General features: G+C 40.4%; 8 protein-coding genes and 1 rRNA gene (1 of these 9 running past the window's edge). 2 read left to right on the forward strand and 7 right to left on the reverse strand.

What is annotated here, in order from left to right:
- On the reverse strand, positions 1–5,075 hold a 5,075-nt coding region (locus tag AC5YD2_RS15385; protein ID WP_496127159.1), incomplete at its 3' end, for an ESPR-type extended signal peptide-containing protein.
- A 449-nt stretch (positions 5,076–5,524) separates the two neighbouring features.
- Between AC5YD2_RS15385 and fmt the strand changes: the two genes are divergently transcribed.
- Both fmt and rsmB read left to right on the forward strand, forming a co-directional pair.
- Positions 5,525–6,487: a methionyl-tRNA formyltransferase gene (gene fmt, locus AC5YD2_RS15390; protein WP_496127160.1), complete on the forward strand. Its 963-nt coding sequence runs from the start codon at positions 5,525–5,527 to the stop codon at positions 6,485–6,487.
- The gene (rsmB, locus tag AC5YD2_RS15395) at positions 6,484–7,788 is read left to right on the forward strand and encodes a 16S rRNA (cytosine(967)-C(5))-methyltransferase RsmB (RefSeq protein ID WP_496127161.1); all 1,305 of its coding nucleotides are present in this window, start codon (positions 6,484–6,486) and stop codon (positions 7,786–7,788) included. Before fmt ends, rsmB begins: the two co-directional genes overlap by 4 nt.
- 60 nt (positions 7,789–7,848) lie before the next feature.
- Here rsmB and AC5YD2_RS15400 read toward each other — a convergent pair whose 3' ends face one another.
- The 6 genes from AC5YD2_RS15400 to rrf form a co-directional block, all read right to left on the reverse strand.
- A complete protein-coding gene (locus AC5YD2_RS15400; protein WP_496127162.1) occupies positions 7,849–7,959 on the reverse strand; it encodes a methionine/alanine import family NSS transporter small subunit in 111 nt (36 codons plus the stop codon).
- A gap of 1 nt (position 7,960) precedes the next feature.
- The gene (locus tag AC5YD2_RS15405; protein ID WP_496127163.1) at positions 7,961–9,445 is read right to left on the reverse strand and encodes a sodium-dependent transporter; all 1,485 of its coding nucleotides are present in this window, start codon (positions 9,443–9,445) and stop codon (positions 7,961–7,963) included.
- A gap of 338 nt (positions 9,446–9,783) precedes the next feature.
- A complete protein-coding gene (locus AC5YD2_RS15410) occupies positions 9,784–10,329 on the reverse strand; it encodes a DUF1287 domain-containing protein (RefSeq protein ID WP_496127166.1) in 546 nt (181 codons plus the stop codon).
- 118 nt (positions 10,330–10,447) lie between these two features.
- On the reverse strand, positions 10,448–11,929 hold the full coding sequence (locus tag AC5YD2_RS15415; RefSeq protein WP_496127164.1) for an aldehyde dehydrogenase family protein: 1,482 nt from the start codon (positions 11,927–11,929) through the stop codon (positions 10,448–10,450).
- A 456-nt stretch (positions 11,930–12,385) separates the two neighbouring features.
- Entirely contained in the window at positions 12,386–13,633 is a 1,248-nt protein-coding gene (locus AC5YD2_RS15420; RefSeq protein ID WP_496127165.1) for an esterase-like activity of phytase family protein, read from the reverse strand.
- 219 nt (positions 13,634–13,852) lie between these two features.
- Positions 13,853–13,952, reverse strand: a 5S ribosomal RNA gene (gene rrf, locus AC5YD2_RS15425) (it continues 25 nt past the right edge of the window).

Here is a 13,952-nt window from a genome sequence, read left to right on the forward strand (position 1 = left end):
ACCAAGTTTTCATCGGTATTGGTGAACTTAACCGTTTCACCTAGTTTCACGTTGTCTGCTGTGGTCGCTTCGCCACCCACGTTTTGCGTGGTGATGTTAAAGCCAGTGTCGACTAAACCATCTGTCGCTAATTTCACTTGGTCTTCAGTCGCCGCTTGACCTGAGGTGATGTTCTCTGGATCCCATGTCGTATTGGTTAAGCCACCAATCACACCATCTTTACCGTTGATCACCACAGGACTTCCACCTGTTGTTGCACCTACTGTAATCGTATCCGCACCAACAGTCGTCGTTGACTTGCCATCAGTAATGCTGTTACTGCCAGCCGTGATCTTGTTGGTATTGGTACCATCTGTGACTGTTACACCGCCCGCTGTGGTCGTGGTGCTATTGCTACCATCTGTGATCTTAGCTTTGTCCGCACCATATACTGCTTCTTTCACATTCGCAGGATCTGTCGCATCTTTAACCGTCGTACCACCCGCAGTTAAGCTTGTTTCTTTTCCTGTTGGAGCACCATTCTCATCTGTTTCAACAACTTTAACCCCGCTGTTGTCTACAAGGGTGTCTCCTGCTGTCACGCTGTCAACTGTGATGTCTTTCGCTAGGTCATAAATCACATCGTTATTTTCAGTCGTACTCACCACCAAGTTTTCATCGGTATTGGTGAACTTAACCGTTTCACCTAGTTTCACGTTGTCTGCTGTGGTCGCTTCGCCACCCACGTTTTGCGTGGTGATGTTAAAGCCAGTGTCGACTAAACCATCTGTCGCTAATTTCACTTGGTCTTCAGTCGCCGCTTGACCTGAGGTGATGTTCTCTGGATCCCATGTCGTATTGGTTAAGCCACCAATCACACCATCTTTACCGTTGATCACCACAGGACTTCCACCTGTTGTTGCACCTACTGTAATCGTATCCGCACCAACAGTCGTCGTTGACTTGCCATCAGTAATGCTGTTACTGCCAGCCGTGATCTTGTTGGTATTGGTACCATCTGTGACTGTCGTACCGCCCGCTGTGGTCGTGGTGCTATTGCTACCATCTGTGATCTTAGCTTTGTCCGCACTATACACTGCTTCTTTCACATTCGCAGGATCACTTGAATCTCGAACTAAAGTGCCTTGGTCTGTTAATTGGCTGCCTGTAATCAATTCACCAGTAGTCGGATCAACTGTGCCAGCTGTCACGCTGTCCACAACCAGATTTTTATTTAATGCAATCGTTGCTTGGCCCTGTGTCACCGTCGTGGTGATATTGCTATCACCGACAATCGCAAGTTCGCTACCCAATGGATTGGTTGATGTACCTGTGCCTGCATCTTTGAAGGTCAGCGGTTTTACAATTTCTGTATTTAAGTTCGTTAATGCAGCACCAACATTATTCACTGCAACATAAGCTGAACCATCTGCTTTATTGATCACATAACTTGGAGCAGTCACACCACCAGCAGCAGTATTGGCTTTCGCACCACCACCTAAAGCAGCTGCAGTATCTGTTGCAACTTTTGCCAGCTCAGCGTTGGTTTGAAATAATTGGCTACCATTAATAGCATCGGTACTGGTTGCTGATACCTCACCTGGTGCTACATTTTTTATTTGTCGCTCGAAGCCTGCGGATCCTACAGAAACCTGATCGCCTGTTTCTACACTATCCCCACCAGCAAAACTATAGGTTTTACCATTAATATTTCCGCTAATTACTTTAGTTGCATTTGTTGCTGTAGTTGAACCTGCACCTAGTGCAATAGAGCTTGCTTTAGAGGCATTTGCACCAGTTCCCAACGCTAAAGAGGCTGTACCTTGCGCAACTGTTTTTGTACCAAATGCTGTAGACAATGAACCCGAAGCAACTGCTTGAACACCAACTGCTACTGCAGCCTCACCAGCACGCGTTGTTGGATATAACTTTGATGGAATATCCTGTCCAGTCAAACTTTTAAAAGTAGCTTTGGTTGCATCTGATACAGAATCAAGGTCATCACCACCAATCGCTACAGACGAAGCCCCTTCAGCTTGAACATTATTACCAATCGCTGTCGACTGATCGCCAATTGCTTTTGCTGAAGGCCCTACCGCAACACTTTGAGCTGAGTTTGCAACTGAGCTATGTCCTAATGCTAAACTTGATTGCCCTAATGCTTGGCTTTCTGTACCAATCGCTGTTGCAAATGAATTTTCAGTTTTACTTTTATAGCCCAAAGCTGTTTGATAGTTACCAGATCCAACAGATACATTTGTACCAATACCGACACTATCTAAACCCGTTACAACAGCATTCTCACCAATTGCAATTGCGCCCTCTTTTGTTGCTTGAGCACCCAACCCCACGGCAATCGTATTTAATCCTGAAGCTAAACCATTACTACCTATCGCAATAGAGTCGCCCATGCTTGCTTTAGCATTTACACCAGCAGCAAGTGCATTGGCACCTGTAGCACCATCATTATTATAATTACCAGATGCAGAGTCTGTATTATTGACACTATAGAAATGAGTTTGGTTTGCTTTTAACTGAGCCACGTTTACAGCATCTGTATCAGCAGAGCCTGCAGCAACATTGGTAATTTGACGTGTAATTCCAGTCGCACTATCACCTACAGAGACACCTGCAGCAGTTGCCTTCCAAACAGCACTATTGTCCGTTGAATTAGCATTTTTAGCAGTATCATACCCTACAGTTCCACTGGCTCTATCTGCAACAGATTTATGACCTAGTGCAATACCACCCTCTTGTTTAACATCAGCATCTGAGCCCAAAGCTACAGCATATGATTGATCAATATCTACATTATTGCCTAGAACAAATACATCTGTAGTATCTGCTGCAATTTTATTATTATTACCAACAGAATAAGAATTTGAACCATCAATGGTACTTGGATCACCAATCGCACCTGAGTGATCCCCTGTTACTATATTCCCTGTACCGATACTAATCGACTGGAGACCATTCGCTTGGCTACCACTACCAATAGCAATAGCCTGATTATCTTTAGCTAATGCACCGCTACCAATGGCAATACTATCATTACCATTATAAGCAATTGCAGTATTCCCGATCATGATATTATTATTGTTTTTGGTTTCTGATTCAGGTAGACCTGCACCTGCACCACGACCGAGCATAACGTTATTATCACCCTTATAATTAGAACCAGCTTGTGCCCCTAGCACAGTATTACCCGCACCATTTAAACCTTCACCGGCTGCATAACTTCCTATTACAGTATTTTGGTTGCCTGAAGAATTTTGGCCTGCATTACGTCCAATATAAATGCCATAAGACTCATTGCTCTCACTATCATTGGTACCTAACTGACTTTCATTATTCTTGGTGTTACCCGCATCCGCACCAATTGATACAACAAAATCTGATTTGGCTTGTGCACCTGAACCTAAAGCCACACTTTTAGAATGGTTTGATAATGATTTTGAACCAATACTGACAGATGAAGCACCTAGTGCTTGTGCATTTAAACCAATGGCAATTGAATTAAGTGCTGTTGGAGCAACCAATGCTTCTCCACCAATAGCGATCGAGTTGGCTGATGCAGCTTTGGCACCCGCTGTGGCATTACCACCCAATGCTAATGCACCTGCTGCTGTGGCTTGTGTTGCTGTAGCTTTATTGGTACCACCCGAACCAATTGCAGTGGTATTTTTCCCAGTTGTATTAGATCGTGTACCTATAGCAATAGATTGAGCAGAATTATCTGCAACCTCTACTTCTGCACCTATAGTAATGGATTGTTTTGAGGCTTTTCCTATTGTGATTGCATCCCCTATTGCAACTGCATGCGAGCTGGTGCTATCACCATACATTTTTCCATCATTATTTAAATCTGCCAACGAATCGATGCTATTACCATTGAGTATATAAATACGATTCCCTAAAGCAACAGATGATCCAGAGAGTATTAAATTACTCGTACCAATAGCAGATGAGAAACGTGATGCAATACTGCCTTGATATTCATACTCTCCTTTAGAATTTGGAACCGAGGAAACCAAGCCGAAACCCGTCAATTCGCCAAGAATCGTCGCTGAAGTTAATCCAGATTTAGTTAAATTGAGTTTAAAACCACCTGTATCCAACCCGCCCAATACAAGTGAGTTATTTCCGGCTGCAATTGCATTTTGATTCACTGCAAATGAATTAGATCCAATTGCTTTAGCGTTATAGCCTAATGCAGTTGAGTTAGTACCACTTGCTGATACAGTATTACCAACTGCGACAGCACGCACACCTGAACTAGAAGAACTTGAACCCAAAGCTAAGCTATTACTATTGGTAGCAGATGCAGCACGTCCTAAAGCTACTGCGCCAGAATCCAAGGCTTTAGCTGAGACACCTAAGGCTACTGTTGCATCTTGTGAAGCTTGAGATGCAGCCCCGAATGCCACTGAAGCAAAGCCATCTGCAGTTGAATTTACACCTACGGATGTTGAAAAAGCGCCTCCAGCCTTAGCTGTTGTTCCTAGAGCCAACGATGCTGTACCTGCAGCAATCGTACTTCTATACGCAGTAGAAAGAGTCTCTCCTACTACATTTTTAAATTTATCTCGCTCAGCTGTGGCAGTTGTACCTGTTGCGGCAAGATCATCACCACCAATTGCAATTGCTGCGTATCCACTTGCAACTGTGTCCGCTCCTAGAGCAACTGATTGAGAACCTGTAGCCTTAGCAAGACCACCTATTGCTGTTGCCTGATTTCCATCAGAAAGCGCTTGAAAACCTAATGAGACACCATTTGCAGTTGTTTTAGCACCTGAGCCAATCGCCACACCACTTCCAGTTACAGCATTGGCTGATAAAGCACCTGATCCTTCACCAATTGCGATTCCTGATCCTGTACCATAAGCATTAGTAGGATTTGTTGAGTTAGAACCACCTGAACTAGTATTATTCCAAGCCGCCATCGCATTCGGGCTAAACGTCACCATCAACCCAATGGTCGCAGTTCCAACAATCGCTTTAACTTTTGAAGATTTGGTCTTACCTTTTGCCAACTCTGAAACTGCCACCCACGTTCCAAGCGTAGCATTCCAAATTACCTTATATATCTTGTTCATTGTGTAACCTCTATGCGGTGTGTGGGTAGAGTCAAAGACTCATTAAAATGAATAACAAAATTACAAATATTTAACAATGGGAACACAAAAAAATCAACCAAAATAAGTGTTCCATTTCACATTTTATTGGCATGTCTTAACAATACTCCACATTTGTTAATTTAAACTGCAAAACAATTTATTCTTATTATTTTTTTCTATGTATTACATAATCTTAAATTAGTATTAATGTTTTAGATTATTTTTTAAACATATTATGTATTAAAACTAAACAATCAAATATTGACAAAATTTGTCATATTTTTACCATTATTTTAGAGTTTTTAATCTATTTTTTATTAACAATAAAATAGTTGACTTTTTATATTATTTTTTAATTTATTTTAAATACATAAACCCATTTAAAGCTTTGTTATAATTACGTTCACATACACGATTGGGTAGCACATTTGAAAATTGTATTTGCTGGAACACCAGAATTTGCAGCTGTTGCGCTTGAAGCATTAATCAAAACAGAACATGAAATTGTAGGTGTTTATACACAGCCCGACCGCAAAGCAGGTCGAGGTCAGAAACTAACAGCATCTGCAGTAAAACTCTTGGCGCTAGAACACAACCTTCCTGTCTATCAACCCTTGCACTTCAAGTCATCGACTGAAGAAGGCATCGCAGCACAGCAAGAACTTGCTGCATTAAATGCAGATGTCATGGTCGTAGCAGCGTATGGTTTGATCTTGCCTCAAGTGGTACTCGATACCCCTAAGTATGCCTGCTTGAATATTCATGGTTCATTGTTGCCACGTTGGCGTGGTGCAGCACCAATTCAACGTGCGATTGCCACAGGTGATGCAGAAACTGGCGTCACCATTATGAAAATGGCAGCAGGTCTCGATACAGGTGACATGATGTTTAAAACCATCTGTCCAATTGATGCATCAGATACCTCAGCAACCTTGCATGACAAACTTGCAATTCAAGGTGCTGAAGCCTTAGTGCAAGTGCTAGAAAACGAAGAAACGTTACAACATTATTTAGATACACGTGAAGTTCAAGACGAAAACCGCACTGTATATGCGCATAAACTGTCTAAGGCGGAAGCCCAAATTGATTGGACACAGTCTGCCGAGCAAATTGATCTCAACATTCGTGCATTCAATCCTTGGCCTGTTGCTTATACGCCATTAGATGAAAGCAACAATCTCAGAATTTGGAATTCATCATTATCTAATTTACAAGCTGAGAATGCTGTTGCAGGTGAAGTGATCGCACTGGATCGTGATGGTGTTCATGTGATGTGTGGTGATCAAAAAGCGGTATGTATCACCCATCTACAATGGCCAGGTGGCAAAGCTTTAAATGCTGTTCAAATTAACCAAACCCAAAAACTATCGGTAGGATATAAATTCGCATGAGTCAAATTCAATCATCAGCAAAAAACTTGAATTTGCGTGCGCAAGTTGTAAAGACTTTGTTGGCTGTTCAAAATGGTCAATCACTTGCATCTGTGTTAAATCAACACATCAATATTGTCTCAGAACGCGATCGTGGCTTATATCATGAGCTGACACTCGGCTGTTTACGCCAATGGCATGGTCTAAAAGCCATCACTCTGCCACTCCTGACTAAACCTTTAGACAATGAAGCTTTAGAAAGCTGTCTTTATTTAGGTTTATACCAACTTTTGTGTACACGTGTTCCTGCACATGCAGCGATCTCTGAAACCGTAACCGCTGCCAAGCAACTTGGTTTTGAACCGCTCAGTGGTTTGGTCAATGCAGTGCTTCGTCGTGTTTCACGTGAAACAGAAGCGTTCTCAGCAGGTCTTGAACAAGCACATGGCTTACCAAGTTGGTTGTTCAAGCGACTGAAAAAAGACTGGGCTGATCAATTTCCTGAAATCTCATACCATCTAAAACAGATTGCACCACTGACACTTCGTGTTAACGTGAATCAAGTCAGCCGTGCTGAATATTTAGAAATTTTAGAAGAAGATGGTTTTGAAGCACGTGCTTGTGAACTGTCTGATGTTGGCATTGTACTTGAACAAAATGTACATATTCCGAACCTTCCGGGATATGAAGAAGGTGGTTTTTCTGTTCAAGACGAACACGCTCAGCTTTGTGCCACACTTTTACCCAACTTAGAAGATAAAGTCGTGGTAGATGCATGCGCAGCACCCGGCGGCAAAACGGCACATATCTTGGAAAAATATAGTCCGAAAAAACTATATGCAATTGATCAAGATGCCAAACGCCTCGTTCGTGTCGCTGAAAATTTAGAGCGTCTGGGTTTAAATGAATACGCCGATGTTGAGATTTTAACTGCCGATGCAACCACATGGACTGCACCCTCTGAAGTCGACTGTATTGTGCTTGATGCACCTTGTTCCGCGGTTGGCGTGATTCGTCGTCACCCTGATATTCGTTTACTGCGTCAATCAACTGATATTGCGAAAACGGTTGAATTGCAAAAGCAAATTTTAAACAATATGTGGCAACAACTTAAAGTAGGTGGCACTCTGCTTTACATTACTTGTTCAATTTTAAAAGCTGAAAATGAACAACAAATGGTTCAATTTTTTGCTGATCATGCTGATGCGAAAGAAATTAAAATTGAAGCAGATTGGGGCATTGAGCAGATCCATGGTCGTCAGTTATTCCCAGAAAATGATCGTGGTGATGGCTTCTATTATTGCCGTATTCAAAAAGTTTAATTTTTAACCTGTCATAAAAAAGGAACCGATACGGTTCCTTTTTTTATGGATCAATCAATATTAATCTTCAGGTTCATCTGGGTTTTTGACCAAATGAATCATGGCCAGGATTAACCCCCCCCAAAGCACACTCACTGACAAAATAAGCATCACCAATGCCGAAGTATTCATCTTAGTTCTCCTTAGTGTCTGAGTCTTTGATGCAACTAAACAAGATCGCACCAAGGATAAAGAAGGCGATGGTACCGCCACCAACTAACCATAAAATGCCACGAGAATAATCACCATAACCATCAGAAATGACTGAATTCAGCGTCAATCCTAAAGCAACAAGGAGTGAAATAGGTGTCACCACCGTCAATAGGAAGTTCCAAACCGCACCCAATTTGATACTCGCATATTGATTGATATGATCTTTTAATTGTTGCAATAATGGACGACGGAACCACGACACCAAGATAATCGAAACTAAACCACCACCGACGATACCAATATTATTGGCAAAGTAGTCAATGATATCTACAAACGTAATCGCACTGTGTGTCGAGAATAGTAAAGTCGATACAACAGCAGAACCACCCGCAATAATGGTCACTGATTTTTTCAAAGACCAGCCTAATTTATCCTGAAATGCAGCAATGGGTACTTGCAGAATACTCACCATCGAGGTGATCCCTGCCACAGTCAACGAAGCAAAGAACAAGAAGCCGAATAAATCACCGCCTGCACCCATACTCGAAATAATTTTAGGGAAAGCGATAAAGGCTAAACCAATACCATCTACAGCCACATCTTCTACAGATGAGCCTGCACTGTATGCCATAAAACCTAATGCAGCAAAAACACCGATACCCGCTAAAATTTCAAATGACGAGTTTGCTAGTGCCACCACCACACCCGAACCCGTCATATTGGTTTTGGTATTTAAATAAGAGGCATAGGTCAACATGATCCCGAAACCCACAGAAAGTGAGAAGAAAATATGTCCAAATGCAGCCAGCCATACTTTATAGTTCTTCATCGCGTCCCAGTTGGGTGTAAAGAATGCATTTAAGCCATCCACTGCACCAGGTAAACGAACGGCTTGAATCACTAAAATCGTGAAGAGCACAACCAATAATGGCATAAAGATCTTATTGGCAAGTTCTACACCACGACGTACACCGCCATAGAGAATGAACATCACCAATGCCCAAACGATCACTAAACCAAAGAATAGCGTTGGTACAAAACCAAACTGTAAACCTTCCCCGTTTTGTAGGTAGGTATTAAAGAAGAATCCCTGTGTATCTGAACCCCACTGCTGACCAAACGAGTAGAACATATAGCTACCCGCCCACGACAACACACTGGCATAGTAGATTCCGATGATGAGTGTCACCATCACTTGCCACCAACCCAGTGATTCAGCATTCATCAACTTCTTATACGCAGTAGGTGGCGCTTTACGGTATTTATGACCAACAGCATAGTCTAAAAAGAGTAATGGCAAGCCCGCAGCAAAAATCGCAACGAGGTAAGGGATTAAAAATGCCCCTCCACCATTTTCATAAGCTACATAGGGGAAACGCCAAATGTTACCCAAACCAACAGCAGAGCCAATTGCTGCAATAATAAATCCTGATCGTGCGGACCAGTTTTCGCGTTTATCTGTCATAAAACACCCAATATGCCTTCACATATTTCTGCCGCTTGTTGTGGTTATAGAGTCGCGTGCAAAAACTGCTTAAAATTAATTTTGTTGTTTGAATAAGACATTTGCCTTTTGAGCATTCAGTTCTAATTACAAACCAATGTGTATCCAATAAACTTGGTTAAAGTTTGGCTAAATACAAATTGTTTAATGATGTAACAATACCTGTTTTTATGTCTTTATTCTTTGTTTTTGAAAATGAATCGTCCTTTAATCCATTCTTCACAATCCTTTTTGTTTATTTTTTAAACTCCATTTCACTTTATTTAAACAATCTACCCAATTTATAACTGAAAATCACACTATTTCGAAGATGGAATTCGGTAATGTCCTGTAATTTTATATTCAAATAAAATATTATTTTCCTGTGTACCTGAACCTATATTATGAATAACCAATGGCGTTTCCTGAAAGGATGACTTCTTATCTGAGATGATCCCAATATGCACCAAGCCCTTACCCAAATCCCACGTTACAATATCTCCAGCTTTGTAGTTTTTATCTTTAACTTCATAACCTTGTCTTTTGAAATAAGTCATGATGTTCGGTACTCGTCGATGATCAATATTTCGATCTGTACTTTTAAGACCCCATTTTTTGGGATAGACACCGAAATTCTTTTTCATATCCTCATGGATCAACTTCTGTAAATCCATGCCTTGCAAACGTAATGCTCGAATAATAACGTCGGTACACACACCTTTAACCAAAGGAACATCACCCATTGGGTATTTTAATGAGGTATAAGCGGGATCATAGTAAAGCGTTTGACCAATTTGCTTACGTGCATCCAGTACAACTTGCTGGTGGTTTATTGCAAATACATGGATGCTGATCAACAAAGTCATGATCAAGACAGCGAAAGAGCTCAATTGAAGTTTCATTATTTTCCATTTTTATCATTTATTTTAAAAAATAATGCCATTTAAAAAAGGAGCGATTGCTCCCTATTCTGTCATATTTCAGTTATTGCTTAATCACCAATAAACGTTCTTCTTGCATATCACGAATCGCAGAATAAATCCCTTCTCGCCCTAAGCCTGAATCTTTCACACCACCATAAGGCATATTATCAACACGGAATGACGGTATATCATTAATGATTACACCACCGACATGTAACTGATCCCATGCATACATCATTTTATTGAGATTCTGAGTGTAAATACCGGCTTGAAGCCCAAAACGGCTAGAATTAATCTTTGCAATGCCCGTCTCAAAATCTTTATATTTTTCAAGAATCGCGACAGGACCAAACACCTCATCCTTATAAACCTCAAGATTCTCATCCACTCCCTCTAGTAGAGTGGGTTCAAATAGCACACCACTGAGGACATTCCCAGAGAGTACTTTGGCCCCTTTCTTTACTGCTTTATCCACCCATTTCTTTAAGCGTATTGCTTCTTTATCTTTAATCATCGGGCCAACTAAAGTACTACTCAGTGCTGGATCTGCTGCTTGAATTTTCTTCAGCTTTGCCACTAATTTTTTCTTTAATTCTGCATAAATATCAGCATGTGCCAGTATTCTTTGAACACTAATACAGACTTGCCCTGCATGACCATAAGCTCCTCCGATAATACGATCAATCAGAGCATCTGAAATTTCAGTATCTGGCTCGATCAATACCGCAGCATTTCCACCGAGTTCTAATGTGACTTTTTTACGCCCTGCACGTGCTTTCATATCCCATCCGACTTGGTCGGAACCTGTAAAGCTCAGTAATTTGAAACGATCATCCGTGACTAAAACATCGGCATGTTCTCGCTGACAAGGCAGAACTGAAAAAGCACCTTTTGGTAAGTCCGTTTCAGCCAAAATTTCAGCAATTTTAAGCGCTGAAATCGGCGTTAGACTTGCAGGTTTAAGAACAAAAGGACAACCTGCTGCAATTGCTGGTGCAATCTTATGAGCGGTTAAATTCAATGGAAAATTAAAGGGGCTAATCAGCGAGACTGCACCAATGGGTACATGCTTAACCATACCAGTATAGTTCGATGCTGCTTGAGTCACAGCCAAAGGAATCAAACGCCCCTCATCCAATTGAGATACTGCATCTGCTGCAATCTGAAACGTATTAATTAAACGCTCAACTTCAGCCGCGGCAGCCGTACGGGGTTTCCCCCCTTCTACAATTAAAATATGGGTTAACTCTTCGCGTTGTTCATTAAATCGAGCCACACAGTGCAGCAATATTTTTTGCTTTTGAAATGGTTTTAATGCTGCCATTTCACGCTCTGCTTTAAGCGCAGCATCAATGGCTTTATCCAGTGTTGCAGCATCAGCCAAAGCAACCTTGGCATACACCTGACCAGAATACTTATCATGCACCTCAAGCCATTGCCCTGTCTTTGTTGGTTTATTGGCAAGATATAAAGGAAATTCTACAAGGTTATTGTTGTTTAAATCAGCCACAATGATCTCGATCTGTCTAGATTGATATGTCATTTACTTTAGCATGCGACGCTCTATTTATTAAATAAAGTCTCATTGTGCTTTTCTTTATAAGAACGTTAACTTTACAAAATATTGTTTTTTTCATCGGCTTATATGTGGCTTTTTAGTTTATTCATTTTGTGTAAGACATTGCTTACAGCAATTGAATAAATTGACCTATAGATCTCACTTTTGAAATTAAATATGATTTATGTATAGCGAAACAGGATGTTTCCTAAGAAAACTAAAATAATAAAAGCAATAACAAGATTAAAATTAGAACAATAAAAGATAAGGGCATAAGGAATTGCGTACGACAAGAGTCATGCAGAAGCAAAGAATACAAAAGACCCCATCTTCGGATGGGGTCTTTTATTATCTAAAATAAAACCATTGAAAAATCAATAAATCTAATTGCTTGAATGCTTCAAATCGATGAAACATTCAAGAATTTAATCAATCAAATATTTAATAAAGAGGCTGAGGAAGTTTGATTTGAATCACTTCATTATCGTCTGCTAATTTACTGTTGCGACCACTAGAACCTGGGAAGTTATTGTCATTCAATACGGTTATTAAATCAGGGCCTTCAATCATAATATCTTCAATGGTTTGAAATGGAAAACCAAAGCGCTGACCTACTGCGATATCGCCTTCTCTGGGGGTTCCAAACAATAGGTTTGGATTGGCTATGTCCATAAGATTAACTAAATCTTGACGTTGTATAGATTCACCATACTGATTCAACTTAACTTTAATCAGTTTCTTATAACCGCCCAAATTATTTTCAGTATCGTCCCGCTCAATAATAATCCCTTCTTTCTCATTAAATAATTGGAAATCTCCAATAGCCGTCGCTTTACTATTCAAATCAAAGTAATAAATGTTGCCTGTATAAGCTTTCCTAGCGATATCAAATTCAGAAATGATTAAGCGTGACTGAGATTCTGTTGTTAAAGGCTTCTCTAGTAAAGGATATAAATACTTTCCATCAGGTGATATTGCCATCCCTTCAAAACCACCACTACGTTGAACAAGTGGTTGTATAAAACTATTAGGATTTTTATTGAGCTGATTCTGTGGAGATCTCAGTTCTGAACCCTGCAACTTAGGATCTGGTAGAGCTATTGGAGGGCTTAATAAAATACCCTCTGCACTAAAATGTAATAAATATGGTCCGAACTCATCTCCAATCCAAATATCTCCATTTGGTGCACGTTGCATAGACTCAGGATCAAAGTCAGCACCTGTCAGTAATCTATCTGCTGTGAACTGATGAGTAATTTCAAAAGGAATAAGCTTATTCGGATCTCGAAGTTGAATATAGGAAAGATGCTTAACTTGTCCTGTTCCTGTGTTCGCTTTTTTGAAATCAGCTGAAATATGATGCAATCGCAATAAATAGTCTGATGAATTATCTTGAGAACCAAAGCCATTATCTGACATGACTAGATAACTGCCATCTTTATTTTTTAATGCTGCTGAAAAACCTTGCACAGGCTGTCCAGGAAACATCGGAAAAATGCCATTCGCACCTTTGACATCCTTGCCTGATTGTGGACCATCTGCATAGGTTTTAACATCAAGTTTGGCAAATGAAACTAAAGTTGGCTCATTGATTTGAGCTGATTCTTTAACATGTTTTTCATCAGAATCATTACATCCTAATAGGGTTGTAACCGAGAGTGCCAAGGCAGTCGTTATAAAAAATTTCATAAGTCCATAAAATATTTCTTGTGAACTTGATATTTATAATTTGAATTTATGACAAATAAATTTCAGCTTCATGACAATTAAAATAGTTATAATAAATCAAATAGTTACAAATTAAATTTCAAAATAGAATTCCAGACTTTCTATTTTACCCTTAATAAAAAACACCCACACATAAAAAAACACCCCCTTCGTTTGAAGGGGGTGTTTTTGGGAATAATGAGCTGGCGATGACTTACTCTCACATGGGTAACCCCACACTACCATCAGCGCAAAGAGGTTTCACTTCTGAGTTCGGGAAGGGATCAGGTGGTTCACTCTT

The organism is Acinetobacter sp. CY73, from assembly GCF_059515865.1.